The 14,342-nt window shown below is 72.7% G+C and carries 13 protein-coding genes, 1 tRNA gene and 1 pseudogene; 7 read left to right on the top strand and 8 right to left on the bottom strand.

Annotated features, from left to right (window positions below):
* Window positions 1-67 precede the first annotated feature (67 nt).
* From ABZ567_RS11725 to ABZ567_RS11710, 4 genes are all read left to right on the top strand, one after another.
* Window positions 68-1,255 (top strand): acetyl-CoA C-acyltransferase, encoded by a 1,188-nt coding sequence (locus ABZ567_RS11725; protein WP_360787640.1) that lies wholly within the window; start codon window positions 68-70, stop codon window positions 1,253-1,255.
* A gap of 166 nt (window positions 1,256-1,421) precedes the next feature.
* Complete coding sequence (locus ABZ567_RS11720) at window positions 1,422-1,916, top strand: SigE family RNA polymerase sigma factor (protein ID WP_360787201.1); 495 nt, start codon at window positions 1,422-1,424, stop codon at window positions 1,914-1,916.
* Window positions 1,909-2,262, top strand: a complete 354-nt coding sequence (locus ABZ567_RS11715; RefSeq protein WP_360787199.1) for a hypothetical protein — start codon at window positions 1,909-1,911, stop codon at window positions 2,260-2,262. The genes ABZ567_RS11720 and ABZ567_RS11715 overlap by 8 nt, the downstream gene beginning before the upstream one ends.
* 82 nt (window positions 2,263-2,344) lie before the next feature.
* Complete coding sequence (locus ABZ567_RS11710; protein ID WP_360787197.1) at window positions 2,345-3,598, top strand: mannosyltransferase family protein; 1,254 nt, start codon at window positions 2,345-2,347, stop codon at window positions 3,596-3,598.
* A gap of 75 nt (window positions 3,599-3,673) precedes the next feature.
* Here ABZ567_RS11710 and ABZ567_RS11705 read toward each other — a convergent pair.
* Window positions 3,674-3,747, bottom strand: a tRNA-Pro gene (locus tag ABZ567_RS11705).
* A 579-nt stretch (window positions 3,748-4,326) separates the two neighbouring features.
* On the opposite strand from ABZ567_RS11705, the gene ABZ567_RS11700 reads away from it, so the two are divergent.
* Complete coding sequence (locus ABZ567_RS11700) at window positions 4,327-5,535, top strand: acyl-CoA dehydrogenase family protein (RefSeq protein ID WP_360787194.1); 1,209 nt, start codon at window positions 4,327-4,329, stop codon at window positions 5,533-5,535.
* Window positions 5,536-5,605: 70 nt separating this feature from the next.
* On the opposite strand, the gene ABZ567_RS11695 is transcribed toward ABZ567_RS11700, so the two are convergent.
* The 6 genes from ABZ567_RS11695 to ABZ567_RS11670 all read right to left on the bottom strand — a co-directional run bounded on the left by ABZ567_RS11695 (window position 5,606) and on the right by ABZ567_RS11670 (window position 11,187).
* A complete protein-coding gene (locus ABZ567_RS11695) occupies window positions 5,606-6,178 on the bottom strand; it encodes a GAF domain-containing protein (protein ID WP_360787191.1) in 573 nt (190 codons plus the stop codon).
* Window positions 6,175-6,798 carry an ATP/GTP-binding protein gene (locus tag ABZ567_RS11690; RefSeq protein ID WP_360787189.1) on the bottom strand — a complete coding sequence of 208 codons (624 nt, stop codon included), beginning with the start codon at window positions 6,796-6,798 and terminating at the stop codon, window positions 6,175-6,177. The genes ABZ567_RS11695 and ABZ567_RS11690 overlap by 4 nt, the downstream gene beginning before the upstream one ends.
* Window positions 6,776-7,153, bottom strand: coding sequence for a DUF742 domain-containing protein (locus tag ABZ567_RS11685; RefSeq protein WP_360787186.1), 378 nt, complete (start codon window positions 7,151-7,153; stop codon window positions 6,776-6,778). Before ABZ567_RS11685 ends, ABZ567_RS11690 begins: the two co-directional genes overlap by 23 nt.
* Window positions 7,150-7,584: a roadblock/LC7 domain-containing protein gene (locus tag ABZ567_RS11680; RefSeq protein WP_360787184.1), complete on the bottom strand. Its 435-nt coding sequence runs from the start codon at window positions 7,582-7,584 to the stop codon at window positions 7,150-7,152. Before ABZ567_RS11680 ends, ABZ567_RS11685 begins: the two co-directional genes overlap by 4 nt.
* Before the next feature lie 7 nt (window positions 7,585-7,591).
* Entirely contained in the window at window positions 7,592-9,502 is a 1,911-nt protein-coding gene (locus ABZ567_RS11675; protein ID WP_360787181.1) for an ATP-binding protein, read from the bottom strand.
* Between the two features lie 401 nt (window positions 9,503-9,903).
* On the bottom strand, window positions 9,904-11,187 hold the full coding sequence (locus ABZ567_RS11670) for an MBL fold metallo-hydrolase (protein WP_360787179.1): 1,284 nt from the start codon (window positions 11,185-11,187) through the stop codon (window positions 9,904-9,906).
* 131 nt (window positions 11,188-11,318) lie between these two features.
* Here ABZ567_RS11670 and ABZ567_RS11665 point away from each other — a divergent pair, with 131 nt between their 5' ends.
* On the top strand, window positions 11,319-12,497 hold the full coding sequence (locus ABZ567_RS11665; RefSeq protein ID WP_360787176.1) for a Glu/Leu/Phe/Val dehydrogenase dimerization domain-containing protein: 1,179 nt from the start codon (window positions 11,319-11,321) through the stop codon (window positions 12,495-12,497).
* A 64-nt stretch (window positions 12,498-12,561) separates the two neighbouring features.
* Window positions 12,562-13,149, top strand: a pseudogene (locus tag ABZ567_RS11660) (TetR/AcrR family transcriptional regulator); the annotation flags it as partial.
* A gap of 355 nt (window positions 13,150-13,504) precedes the next feature.
* On the opposite strand, the gene ABZ567_RS11655 reads toward ABZ567_RS11660, so the two are convergent.
* Window positions 13,505-14,275: an SIMPL domain-containing protein gene (locus ABZ567_RS11655; RefSeq protein WP_360787174.1), complete on the bottom strand. Its 771-nt coding sequence runs from the start codon at window positions 14,273-14,275 to the stop codon at window positions 13,505-13,507.
* Between the last annotated feature and the right edge of the window lie 67 nt (window positions 14,276-14,342).

Below are 14,342 nucleotides of genomic sequence, written 5' to 3'. Positions count from 1 at the left end.
GAGCTACAGTCATGAAAACTTGCGCTGCTAGTTTTGAGGGCCCTCCCCACACCTTGGAGCCGTGACCATGCGCCCCGTCTACTTCGCCACCGCCCGGCGCACGCCGATCGGCCGCCTCCGCGGCGCCCTCTCCGGCGTCCGGCCCGACGACCTCGCCGCGACCGCCGTCCGCGCCGTCCTGGACGCGGTGCCGTCGCTCGACCCGGCGCGGATCGACGACGTCTACTGGGGCGCGGCCAACCAGTCAGGCGAGGACAACCGCAACGTGGCCAGGATGGCGGTACTCCTCGCCGGGCTCCCGGAGACCGTCCCCGGCGCCACCCTGAACCGGCTCTGCGCCTCCGGCCTGGAAGCGGTCACCACCGCCGCCCGCGCCATCGCCTCCGGCGAGGCCGACATCGTGCTCGCCGGCGGCTCGGAGTCGATGAGCCGCGCCCCCTTCGTACTCCCCCGCGCGGAACAGGCGCTCCCCCACCACCAGGAGATCCACGACACCAAGCTGGGCTGGCGGATGACCAACCCGCGGATGAAGGAACTCCACGGAGTGCTCTCCATGGGAGAGACGGCCGAGGAGGTCGCCGCCCGGTACGGCGTCAGCCGTGAGGACCAGGACGCCTTCGCCCTGCGCAGCCACCGGCTCGCCGCCGCCGCGCGCAAGGACGGCCTGTTCGACGCCGAAACCGTCCCCGTCACCCTCCCGGACGGCACCGTCGTCGCCCACGACGAGTCGATCAGGCCCGACACCACGCCGGAGAAGCTGGCCTCCCTGAAGCCGGTCTTCCGGCCCGGCGGCACCGTGACCGCGGGTAACGCCTCGCCGATGAACGACGGAGCGGCCGCGCTGCTGCTCGTGACCGAGGACGTCCTGCACGAGCTGGGTCTTGAGCCGCTCGGCCGCTACGTGGCCGGCGGCAGCGCCGGCGTCCACCCGGACGTCATGGGCATCGGCCCGGTCCCCGCCGTGCGCCGGGTCCTCACCAGGACCGGCCGCGCCCTCACGGACATCGACACCGCCGAGTTCAACGAGGCCTTCGCCGCCCAGGCCCTGGCCTGTGTCCGCGAGCTCGGCATCGACCCCGAGCGGGTCAACCCCCAGGGCGGCGCGATCGCCCTCGGCCACCCCCTGGGCGGTTCCGGCGCCCGCATCCTCACCACCCTCCTCCACCGCATGCACCGCACGGGCGACCGCCACGGCCTCGCCACCATGTGCGTCGGCGTCGGCCAGGGCACCGCCGTCCTGGTCGACCGGGACTGACCGACCGGGCGCTCACGAACACATCCGTGTCATCGTCGGCCCCGTCCCACCCGAGCGGCCTCCGGTCAGGTGTGACGGGGCTCACGCGTTCTCTGCGGGATCCGTGTAGACCGTCGTGCCCCTCCCAGGCGTATCCCCGGTGAAGCAAGAGACCCGGGAGTTGCCGTTGACCGTCGAAGAGTTCGAAGCGTTCTACGTCCAGGCGGTCGGGCGGCTCACCGGGCAGCTCTACGTCATGCTCGGCGACCTGCAGGAGGCTGAAGACGTTGTCCAGGAGGCGTTCATCAAGGGCTGGAACCGGCGACGGCAGCTCGACCGCGACGCCGGACCGGAGGCGTGGGTCCGGAAGGTCGCCTGGCGTCTGGCCGTGAGCCGATGGCGCTTCCGGCACCGTACGGCCGAGGCCTGGGGCCGACGAGCGGCTCCGCCCGACATGCCGGGGCCGGGGCCGGAACACGTGGTGCTGGTCGAGGCGCTGCGTACCCTGCCGGCCCAGCAGCGGCGCACCATCGCCCTCCACTACCTGTGCGATCTCACCGTCGAACAGATCTCGGGCGAGACCGGGCTGTCCGCCAGCACGGTCAAGACCCACCTCGGCCGAGGGCGTGCCGCCCTGGCCGACCGGCTGCGGGACAACGTGCAGGAGGCTCCCGGTGCGTGACGACATCGACGACCCGTCCCTGAGGAGCCTGTTCCGGGCCGCCGCCGATCACGGCCGACGGCACGCCACGCCGCTGCCCGTCGCGCAGGTCGTCGAGCGGGGCAGGCGCTCCCACCGGCGTCGTACGGCCCTCGGCGTGGTCACGGCGAGCGCCGTCGCGGCCCTCGGCATGGTCACGGCGCTGGGGCTCGGACCCGAGGCCCCCGGCCCCGTCATGCCCGCGACCAGTCCTTCCGGCCCGCAGCCGGGCCCCACCGCCGGCCCTGCCTGGCCCCTGCCCACGCAGACGGAGGCGGGCAGCACGCCCCCGCCGACCACCACCGGCACGACGACCCTGCACGGCTGACGCACCGCGTCCCCGCCTCCGGGGCGGCCCGCGCACCAGGGCCGGTCCCGCCCTTTCACGTACGCACGGAGAGACATCACCCATGCCTGTCACGGCACCGGCCTCCCCGAGGCATGCCCCCGAACGGCCGGACCCCGCCGCGCCCCGGGCCTCCGCGAACGTCCCGCGGCCTGATCGTCCGGGCCGGGCGGACACCTGGTTCGGGCGCGCCAGGTCCCGTCTGCGACCGGTCGACCGCGAGGTCCTGTGGTTGTACCTGGTGACCCGGGTGACCGTGTGGACGACCGCGTACTGCACCCGCCGGCTGTTCCCCGCGGACGGGAACAGCCGGGTGCCCGAACCGGTACTGGCGTCCTTCGAGCGCTGGGACTGGGGGCACTTCCTCCACATAGCCCGGGACGGCTACTTCCCCGAGGGCGGAGCCGGCCCCGCCGCGGGGGACAACCGGGAGGCGTTCTTCCCGGGCTTTCCCCTGCTTCTGCGGGCGGTGCACACGGTGGTCCCCGACTGGACCGTCGCCGGGCTCCTCATCTCGTTCGTCGCCGGCGCGGTCGCCGTACTCGCGCTGGCGCGGATCGCCGAACTCCACCTGCCGGACGCGCGCACGGGCAGACGCGCCGTCCTGTTCCTGCTGCTGTCCCCCTGCGCGGTCTTCCTCGCCGCCGGATACAGCGAGGCCCTCTTCCTGGCCTTCGCCCTGCCGGCCTGGCTGGCCGCCCAACGGCACCAGTGGCCCCTCGCCGCGCTCCTGGCCGCCGGCGCCACCACCGTCCGCGTCAACGGCCTCTTCCTTGCCGCCGCCCTCGCCGTCCACTTCCTCGTCACGGTGCGCGCAGGTCGGCGCCGCGCCGCACTCCTCGCGCTGCCCGCCCTGCCGGCTCTCCTCTACTTCTGGTACCTGTACGAGCGGACCGGCGACCTGATGGCGTGGAAGCACGCCCAGGAACGCGGCTGGTACCGGCATTTCCGCGCCCCGTGGGACGCCTGGTCCCAGACCTGGCACGAGGCCTTCGACCAGACCCAGGCCATCGGCTACGCCGCCCTGTTCCAGGCGGACCTGGTGGCGATGCTCCTCGGCCTCGGCCTGCTGGCCTTCCTCGCGCGCCGACGGCGCTGGCCGGAAGCCGTGTACATCGCACTGACCCTGTGGGCGCTCGGCACCTCGTACTGGTACATGTCCATCGCCCGCAGCACCCTGCTGTGGTGGCCCCTGTGGATCGGCCTCGCCGTCTGGAGTCTGCGCGGCAGGACGGTGACGACGGCGTACGTCTGCCTGGTCGCCCCCCTGAGCACGATCCTCTCCGTCACGTTCCTGACGGGCCGCTGGGCGGGCTGACCTCGGTCCCCGAACGAATCGAGGGGCCGCTTCAGATCTCTCTGAAGCGGCCCCTCGATGAACGACTCTTTCGAGTCGGGACGACAGGATTTGAACCTGCGACCCCTTGACCCCCAGTCAAGTGCGCTACCAAGCTGCGCCACGTCCCGCTGCCCGTCTGACCTGGTGTTTCCCCCGGGTGGACGCGCATGAGAACAATACCGCACTTTCTTCGGTGGTCACGAACCGTTTCCGGGCGTGCGGGGAGGGCCGAGCGCCGGGAGTGGCGCGTTCACTCTCTGTGACGCGCCTTCGCGCCCGGGGGTGCGCCCGCGCGCCTGCTCCGGGAGGCCGAAGGGGGCGTGCGGGAGGTCGACAGGCCGCTCCACCTGGGCAGGAAGGGAGGGGGGTGGGGTTGCCGGAATGCCGGTCCCGTGGGGAGGAAGGCGCTCATGGGATGACCCGGGCGCTCTCATGACCATATGACCGCGAGTTCGTTGCCGTTGGCATGTGGCAGAAAGATGCCCACGGGGAATGGACTGCGGACCGGGCCGAGCAGGCCAAGACCCTACGAAACACAGTCGAAAACAATCGTCAACCGCTCGGGTTTCGGACAAATCTCGTGGCGATATTGCTCCGTCCCAGAAAGATCAACACCATGAAGTGGTCGGCCTGTTCGGGACGGGACCACTGCCGATGCACCACCTGCTCGGACAACCGATCAGGCGTTTCGCAGGGGAGGGACTCGAATGGACGGCTACTTCAGCAGTCGACTGCATCATCAGCTCAGGGAGACGGTCCGCGATTTCGCAGAGCGTGAGGTTCGGCCACGAATAGCCGAGATGGAGGCGTCCCGCACGGTCCACCACGAACTGTCACGACTGATCGCCGAACAGGGCTGGCTGGGCGCGACAATCGGCCAGGAGTACGGCGGCATGGGCGCCGGCCATCTGGCCAAGACCATCATCATCGAGGAGCTGTCCCGGGTCAGCGGCGCCATGGGCGCCATGGTCCAGGCCTCGCAGCTGGGCACCGCCAAGATCGTCCACTTCGGGAGCGACGAGCAGCGGAAGACCTGGCTCCCGGTGATCGCCGCCGGCGAGTGCCTGCCCACCATCGCGGTCACCGAGCCCGAGTCCGGCGGCCATGTCCTCGGCATGAGCGCCAGCGCGGTGCGTGACGGCGACGACTACGTCCTCAACGGCAGCAAGGTCTTCGTCGGCAACAGCCACGTCGGCGACCTGCACGGCGTCGTGGTCAGGACCGGTCCCGGTTCGAAGGGACTCACGGCATTCCTGGTCGAATCCGATCGCCCGGGGTTCAGGACCGGTCCCCAGCAGACGGCCATGGGACTCCACGGTTTCAGCTTCGGCGAGCTGATCTTCGAGAACTGCCGGGTTCCGGCCGCCAACCGGCTCGGCGACGAGGGCGACGGCCTCTCCGTCGCCTACTCCTCCAGCGTCCTCTACGGCCGGGCCAACCTGACCGCGGTCTCGCTCGGCATCCACCGGGCGATCCTGGAGGAGACCACCCGGTTCGCCTCCGAGCGCATCCGGTACGGCAAGCCGCTCCACGACCTCCCCACGGTCAAGCTGAAGCTCGGCCAGATGCAGTCCCGGCTGATGACCTCCCGGCTTGCGGCGTACCACGCCGTGCACATGCTCGACCAGGGTCTGTCCTGCGACGCCGAGCTGATGAACGCCAAGCTCGTCAACGTCGAGTCGGCGATCGACTCCGGTCGCAACGCCATGGAGATCCACGCCGCCGCCGGTCTCTTCACGGACCGGGCCATCGAGCGCTATCTCCGGGACGCGCACCACATCTTCGCCCCGGCCGGCACCTCCGACATCCAGCTGCTGCGGCTGGCCGAGGTCGCCCTGGGCCAGGACAAGGGCAGCTGGTCGGAGCGGCTGTCCGAGCTGGTCCGCACACCGGAACCGGAACCGGTGCACGCCTGACCCCGGAACGCCGGGAGCCCCGGCACGGCGGCGACCGTACCGGGGCTCCCGGCGTTCCGGGTGGAACCGGTCAGAACATGCCGTCCTCACGGCGGTGGATCTGCTCCATCAGCTCGGCGGCCATCGCCTTGATCGTCTCGAGCCCGGCGCGCCCCCACGGCCGGACATCGGTGTCGACGACGCAGATGGTGCCGAGGGCCGCTCCGGTGCGGTCGATCAGCGGCGCTCCCATGTAGGAGCGGATGCCGATCTCGTCCACGACCGGGTTCCCCGCGAAGCGCGGGTAGTCGCAGACGTCCTCGAGCACGAGCGCCTTGCGCCGCACCACGACGTGCGGGCAGTAGCCGTGGTCACGGGCCATGAAGCGGCCGACGCCGCCGGAGCCCGCGGCGGCCGCGCCGAGGTCACTGCCCGAGTGGGTGCCCTCGGGGGTGTGCAGACCGGCGAAGAACTGCCGGTTCTCGTCGATGAAGTTGACCATCGAGAACGGGGCCCCGGTCACGTCCGCGAGGCGGTGGGCGAACTCGTCGAACGCCGGCTCCGGCCGCTCCCCCAGCCCGAGTTCCCGCAGCCGCTGCACCCGGGCGGGCGCGTCCTTGTCGACGGGGGTCAGCAGGAGATGACCGGTCGGGTCGTACGTCATGGCGTGGCTCCGTAGCTCGGCACGGTGGCCGGGATGGTGGTGAGCAGATGCTGGACGAGGGTCAGCAGGGTGCGGATGCCGGAGCTGGAGATCCGGGCGTCGCAGAGGACGACCGGCACCTCCGGCTTGAGGTCGAGCGCGGCCCGTACCTCGTCCGGGTCGTAGCGGTAGGAGCCGTCGAACTCGTTGACCGCCACGACGAACTGGATGCCCCGCCGTTCGAAGAAGTCCACGGCGGAGAAGCACTCCTGGAGCCTGCGGGTGTCGGCGAGGACGACCGCCCCCAGCGCGCCCTCGGAGAGCTCGTCCCACATGAACCAGAAGCGTTCCTGGCCGGGGGTGCCGAAGAGGTAGAGCACATGGCGGTCGTCGAGCGTGATGCGGCCGAAGTCCATGGCGACGGTGGTCGTGGTCTTGGACTCCACGCCCTCCAGGCTGTCGGTGGCCGCGCTGACCGAGGTCAGCAGCTCTTCGGTGCTCAGCGGTTCGATCTCGCTGACCGCGCCCACGAGGGTCGTCTTGCCCACGCCGAATCCCCCCGCCACCAGGATCTTGAGCGCGGTGGGGAACGGGTCGGTGGCGAGACTCTCGTGGCGCTCAGAGCCGTTGTCGTAGGCCATCGAGCACTGCCTCCAGCAAGGAACGGTCGGTTGGGTTGGCGTGGAGCCGAGGAGCGCGGGCGGTGAGCGCCCCGCAGTCCATGAGGTCGGAGAGCAGGACCTTGGTGACCACGGCCGGGAGCCGTAAGTGCGCCGCGATCTCCGCCACCGTGGTGGGCCCGTCGCACAGCCCGAGGGCCAGGCTGTGTTCGGGTCCCATGTGCGTCTGGGGTGACGATCCGGTCGCCATGACCATGGACAGCAGGTCCAGCGCGGTGGTCGGCTTGGTCCGGCCGCCACTGACGGTGTACGGGCGGATCAGCCGGCCGGCCGCGTCGTCGAGCCAGGGGCCTTCCTGAGGGGACGTCGCGTTCACTGCCCGATGCCACCCACCACTCCGGCGGTATGCCGGGCGGGAGTGACCAGGTACGGCCGGACGCTCTTGACGAGCATCGCCATCTCGTACCCGAGGACCGCGGCGTCCGCCTCGCGCCCGGCGAGGACCGCCAGACAGGTGCCTGATCCCGCGGTGGAGACGAAGAGGAGAGTGGAGTCGAGCTCCACGACCACCTGCCGCACCTCGCCGCCGTCGCCGAACCGGGCGCCCGCGCTGCGGCCGAGCGAGTAGAGCCCGGAGGCGAGGGCCGCCATGTGGTCGGCGGCGTCGGGGTCGAGACCGTGGACGGACTTGACGAGGCCGTCGGAGGAGAGCAGAACCGCGTTGCGGGTGTACGGGACCCGCTGGACCAGTCCGCTCAGCAGCCAGTCGAGGTCCGAGGAATGGCCGGTCGGCACATTGCTCGCCATGGTGCATCTACTCCTTGCGCGCGTCGTCGGGACGCAGCGGTTCGTGGGGGGCGGGCTGGGATTCGGCGAGACCGATGCCGCGCTGGAACGCGGCCATCAGGCCGGGGTCGTGCAGGGCGTGCTCTTCGGGCTTGCGGGCCGCGGGCTCGTCGCGCAGCTGCGGGACGAGGTGCTCCTGGGCTCGCCGCTTGGGGAGCACGGGTCGGCCGTTGCCTTCGGGCGCCGGGGGGAGCGGCGACAGGAAGGAGGCCGGCGGGCCCATGGGCGCGCTGCCGGCCGCCGGGGCCGGTGCCGCGGGGGTGCGGTCGGAGTCCGCGTAGCCGTTCGACCGCCCGTTCGTACGGGCGTAGGTGAGCGGATCGGCGGCGGGGCTCTCCTGGTGGCGGGAGGTGACCCGCTCGGGGAAGGGCGCGGACCGCGGTGCGGGCGTGGTGGGGGTGGCGCTCATGGCCACGGGCACGGGCGCCTGGGGGTGGGCCGGCGCCGGGGGCGCCAGGGGAGCCGTCGGGGGGGCCGGGGCCGCCGGGGGGGCGGTGACCGCGGGCCGGGACGGCGGGGGCGCAGGCGACTGGGCCGTCGGCTGGGACTGCATCTGCACCTGGTTCGGCGGGACCGCGGTGGAACCGGCGGCCGCGGCGGCCTGGCGCTCGTGCTGGGCGAGGCCTTCGGGGTCGGCGCCGAGGAGACCCTGGGGCAGTACGAGGACGGCCTGGACCCCGCCGTAGATGTTGGACTGGAGGCGTACGGCGATGCCGTGCCGCCTGGCCAGCGCCGAGACGACGAAGAGGCCGATCCGGCCGTCCTGCAGCAGATGCGCGACGTTGACCTGGTCGGGATCGGCGAGCAGGGCGTTCATCTTGTTCTGCTCGGTGACGGCCATGCCGAGACCGCGGTCCTCGACCTCGATGGCGAGGCCCGCCGTGACGTACTGCGCGCGGAGCAGCACGGTGGTGTGCGGCGCGGAGAACAGTGTCGCGTTCTCGACGAGTTCGGCGAGGAGGTGGATGACGTCGGCCACGGCATGGCCCCGGAGCGTACCGTCGATCGGCGGGACGAGCTTCACCCGCGGGTACTGCTCGACCTCGGCGATGGAGGAGCGCAGGACCTCGGTCATGGTGACCGGGTTCGACCACTGGCGACGGGAGATGGCGCCACCGAGCACGGCGAGGTTCTCCGCGTGCCGGCGGATGCGGGTGGCCAGGTGGTCGACGTGGAACAGGCCCTTGAGCAGCTCCGGGTCCTCGACCTCGTTCTCCAGCTCGTCGAGGAGCTGGATCTCGCGGTGGACGAGGGACTGCAGGCGCCGGGCGAGGTTGACGAAGACCTCGACCTTCTGTTCGTTTCCGACGCTGCTGGAGAGCCGGGACGCCTGCACGACGGCGGCGATCGCGGCCTCGTGAGAGCGCGTCAGCTCATGGGAGAGCAGGTCGAACTCGTCGCCGGAGGCGGTGCCGGTCGGCGGTGCGGGGCGGGGCGGCAGCCCTTCCCCCCTGCGCAACTGTTCGACGACCGTCCGCAGTTCGCTCTGGCCGCGGGCGCTGGCGCGGCGCAGGGCGTTGCAGCGGTCGAGCACCGACTTGGCGGCCCTGTCCGCGCCGAGCGCGGCGGCCGTCACGGAGGCGACGGTGAGGGCGGCCGCGCCGGTGAGCGCGGCCCAGAGCCCGGGGGTGGGGCTGGCGCCGGTGGAGCGGATGGTGAAGAGGACGGCCGCGGCCCCGCCCAGTGCCACCGCGATGGCGGGGAGCACCGAGGTGCGCAGGAGTTGGGGGCGTATCCGCGCTTCCGTCGAGTGCTGCGGCGCGGGCGGCTGCGAGGGGGGGTTGCCGGGGGTACCGGGGGCGGAGCGGGCTCCTGACCGGCCGTGCCGCCCGCCCTCGCGTCGATCTGACCGCGAGGCGGGTGCGCGAAGTTGAGACATGAGTGTCCTTGGTACGTGCCCAGGAATCGGCGTACTGCGGGGGTGGTTCAGGGGGACGTTCTGCGGGTCGTTCTGGAGGGCCGTTCCTGGGGCGTTCTGCGGGTGGACGACAAGAGTGCGTCGGGCTTATCGATGATCACCAACCACACACTGTAGTCGTCAACCGTTCATGGGGGGTGCGCAGTTGGCAAACTTACCCGCAGACGGGGCCGGTCTGGTATCGCCCGTCGTACGACAGGCCGAGAACGATCGGCCGAGAGTCGATCGCATGGCGTGAAAGCGCCGTCGATGACCGGGAACGGAAGAGGGCGGAGGCGCTCGTACGCCTCCGCCCCCTGCGGAAATCGATCCCTACCGGAATCCCCCGGAGCGGTACGGACCGCTTCCGTCCGCCCGCGACATCAGGGAGTCCGCGCCGCCTCCGGCGCACCAAGACCGCCGTCCGCGCCCGGCCCGCCGGACACCTGCCCGGTGTCCGCACCGGTGTTCAGGCCCCCGGCCCCACCGGCGGCGCCCGTCGACGGCGAGTGACCGTCGATGAGAACCGGGTCTTCCCACCCGCCGGCCGGGACGCGGGCGACCGGGCGCCACCAGGGGGCCTCGGGCAGACGCTCGGCCCCGGGCTCGAAGGGTTCGCCGGGAATGGGCAGGGCGACCCGCTGGGAAGCGCCGGCGGCGGCTTCGACGGTGCCCTCCCCCGGCTCGGCCCACGGGTGCGGCGCGAGGTTGAAGGTGCCCCAGTGGATCGGCAGCATCACCCCGGCCGGCTCGCCGCCTTGGAGGTCCAGGTGGGCCCGCATACCCTCCGCCGGGGTCATGTGGATGTCGGTCCAGAACTCCGAGTAGGCGCCGATCTGGATCATCGTGGCGTCGAAGGGGCCGTGGGCCGCGCCGATGTCCTTGAAGCCGGAGAAGTAGCCGGTGTCGCCGCTGTGGAAGATCCGGTGGGCGGATCCCGTCACCACCCACGAGGCCCAGAGCGTCATCTGCCGGTTGCGCAGCCCGCGGCCGCAGAAGTGCCGGGCCGGGGTGGCGGTGAGACGCAGCTCGCCGACCTCGGTGGACTCGTTCCAGTCCAGCTCGCGCAGCCGGGAGGCGGGTACGCCCCAGCGCTCCAGGTGCGCGCCGACGCCGAGGGGCACCGCGAAGAGCGTGTCCGTGGTGGCGAGCGCCTTGATCGTCGGCAGGTCGAGGTGGTCGTAGTGGTCGTGCGAGATCACCACGACGTCGACCGGACCGAGCGCGGCGAGCGGCAGGGGCACCGGGTGGAGACGCTTGGGCCCGGCGAAGGGGAAGGGGGAGCAGCGCTCGCCCCAGACGGGGTCGAAGAGGACCCGGTGGCCGTCGATCTCGGCGAGGACGCCCGAGTGCCCCATCCAGGTCAGGCGCAGGCCCGTGGCCGGGGGCCTGGCCAGGTCGGCGACGGTGGTGGGGTGGACGGGGATCGAGCCGGTGGGGGCGCGGCGCGACCGTCCGTCCTTGTCGAAGTAGATCCTGGCGAACTCGAGGCCGGAGCCGGAGGGGCCCCGCCGGGCGGGTTCGGGGTTCTGGAAGATCCCGTCCGCGAAGTTCGGCGAGCGGCGGACGCGGGCGAGGCGCTCGCCCGTGGGGTCCGCGCCGAAGGACTCGGGGCGCAGCGCGCGCAGCCGGGCGCGCGGCGAACGGTCGGAGCCGGTACCGGTCACAGGACCTCCTGATCCATGGGGGTCGTTCCATTATGGGCAACCCGCGCCCCGAACGGTCGGGACGATGGTCCACACTGAACGGCTGTTCAGTATGGAGCCCGGCCCCCACGCCCTTTCCGAGGAGACGCCCGATGAGTCCCGCCCCCCTGATTTCCGTCGGTTGGACCGACCACGTGACCGGCCGCCGGGGCCATCTGGTGGTCGACCGGCTGGTGCGCGGGGTGGCCAGTGGAGGCCTGCGCATGCGGGAGGGGTGCACGGCCGACGAGGTCGCCGGACTCGCGCGGGGCATGACCGTGAAAGAGGCCCTGCACTACGACCCGAGCGCCCGGTACGTGCCGCTGGGCGGCGCCAAGGGCGGCATCGACTGCGACCCGCGCTCCCCCGAGGCGTACGGCGTCCTGGTGCGCTACCTGCGGGCGATGCGGCCCTACGTCGAGCGGTTCTGGGCCACCGGCGAGGACCTGGGGCTCACCCAGGACCTGGTGGACCGCGCCGTGGCCGAGGTCGGCCTCGTCTCCTCCGTGCAGGCCGTGTACCCGCTCCTGGACGACGAGGCGACGGCCCGGAAGCGCCTCGCCGACGCCTTCGCCATCGAGCTCGACGGCCTCGGACTGGACGAGCTGGTCGGCGGCCTCGGGGTCGCGGAGTCCGTGCTCGTCGCTCTCGACCGGGCCGGCCGGGAGTACGCCGCGACCCGGGTGTCCCTGCAGGGTTTCGGCACGATGGGCGCGGCCACCGCCCGGTTCCTCGTACGGGCCGGACTGCGGGTGGTGGCCGTGGCCGACGTCCGGGGCACGATCGTGAACCCCGACGGCCTCGACGTCGAGGCACTGCTCGCGGCCCGCGACGCCCACGGGACCGTCGACCGCTCCGCGCTCCGGCCCGGCGACCGGCAGGCACCCGGGGACGCCTGGCTCGCGGCCGAGGCGGAGGTCCTGGTCCCGGCGGCCGTCTCCTACGCCGTCGACGCCGGGAACCAGGGACGGATCACGGCCCGTTGGATCGCGGAGGCCGCCAACATGCCGGTCCTGCCGGAGGCCGAGGAGGCGCTGTCGGCGCGCGGGGTGACCGTACTGCCCGACGTGGTCGTGAACTCGTGCACCAACGCCTGGTGGTGGTGGACGCTGTTCGGCGACATCGAGGCCGACGCCGACCAGGCATTCGACCGGGTACGGCGGGCCATGCGGGCGCTCGTCGGCGGGATGCTCGACCGGGCGGCGGCGGACGGCACGAGCCCGCGCGCCGCGGCGCACGCGCTGGCGGAGGAACGGCTGCCGCTCATCGCCGAGCGTTACGGCTGGTACTGACCCCACCACGACGGGTGACCGATGACGATCATGCTCGCGTCACGTGCTGTGTAGGCTGCACGGCGTGGCGAGAGTGCGGTTGAGCGTGGCCGAGCGGCGGGAGGAACTGCTGCGGGCAGCCGTCGAGCAGATCGAGGCGCGCGGTGTCGCGGCCGTCCGGATCTCCGACGTGGCGTCCGCGCTGGGGGTGAGCAACGCCCTCGTGCTCTACCACTTCTCGTCCAAGGAACAACTGGTCGCGGCGGCCTTCGCGCACGCCGCCGAGGCAGACCTCGCCCAGCTGCGACGGATCCTCGGGCGCCGCTCCACAGCGGTGCGACGGCTGCGGGCGGCGGTGCGCTGGTACGCGCCGACCGGCCAGGCCAAGGGTTGGCGGCTGTGGATCGAGGGCTGGGCTGCCTCCCTGCGCGACCCGGAACTGCGCCGGGTCGCCGCCTCCCTCGACCAGGAGTGGAAGGCCGCGCTGACCCGGGTGATCGCGGAGGGAGCAGCGGCCGACGAGTTCCGCTGCACGGATCCGGCCGCGGCGGCCTGGCGGCTCACCGCCTTCCTCGACGGCCTCGCCGTCCAGACGACGGCCTACGCCGGCTCCCTCTCCCGCACCGCGATGCTGCGCTGGGCGGACGCGGCCCTCGCCCGAGAGCTGAACCTGCCGGATGAGGCCGGGGACGGGGACGGGGACGGGGAGTCGGGCGGGGACGGGGAGTCGGGCGGGGACGGCGACCCCCGGGAGGACGGGAAGCCGGGCGGCAGCGGCGGGCCGGGCGCGGGTGGCGAGGACGGGAAGCCGGGTGAGACGGGCGGGCCGGGCGAGAGTGGCCGACCACCGGGCGCGGGTGGTGGCGGCCACCCCGGCGAGGACGGGAAGCCGGGCGGCAGCGGCGGGCCGGATGGCACCCGCGGGCCGGGCGCGGGTGACAGCGGCGCTCCGGATGGCGTCGGACCGCGCCCGGGCGGACCGCCGGGGGACGCCTGACCACCCCCCCGCCACCCCGCCACCCCCGCGGTCAGCGCAGTTCGAAGACCGCCGAGACCGTGATGTGCTCCTCGATCTCGCCCGGGGCCAGCGGCACGCTCTGCTCGTCCGCGATGACGCCCGGGGCGGCGCCGAGGCCGGGGCGTACGGACTCGCCCTCGCTGAGCGAGACGAGGCGGCCGAGACGGTGGCCGCTGAGCCGCGCGTGCTGTGCCGCCTTGTCGTACGCGTCCTGGTAGGCGGCCTCGCGCGCCTTCGCCCGCAGCGACGAGGGGTCGGCGACGTCGAACACGACGCCGTTGATTCGGCCCGCGTCCTTCGTGGCGTCGTTGACGGCGCCGACGACCTGCCCGGTCCTGTCGAGGTCCCGGACCTTCACAGAGAAGGACTGCCCGGCCTGGTACCCCGTCACCTTGCTCTCCCCGGCGGCGTTCTGCGTGTGCACCGGGGACAGCGTGAGGCTGTCGGTGCGGATGTCCCGCTCCGCGATGCCCTCCTTGTGCAGTACCCCGAGGAGGGTCTCGGCGGCGGTCTTCTGCGCGGCCATCGCCTCCTTCGCGGTCCCGCGCGCGGCCTCGACCCCGACGGACAGGATCGCCAGATCGGGCGCGGCGGCGGCCCGACCGCTGCCCGTGACGGTGACCGTCGCCGGCGTCTCCGCCCGGGTGGCGAGGCGTGGGGCCGTCCGCTCGGGCGCGATGGCCAGGGCGGGGATCGCGGTGGCGACGAGGAGGCCGCCGAGGACGGCGGTGGCGGCGAGAAGTCGGGCGGTGCGGGCGGCGCTGGGCCGGCGGATCGTCACGGGCGGTCCCTTCGATGGCGGGTGCCGGAGCTCCGGCGGGCCCCCTCCATCCCAGCACCCGGCGCCG

This window comes from Streptomyces sp. NPDC016459 (genome assembly GCF_040632845.1).
GTDB lineage: Bacteria > Actinomycetota > Actinomycetes > Streptomycetales > Streptomycetaceae > Streptomyces.
This window is presented reverse-complemented; position numbering and strand designations above follow the sequence as displayed.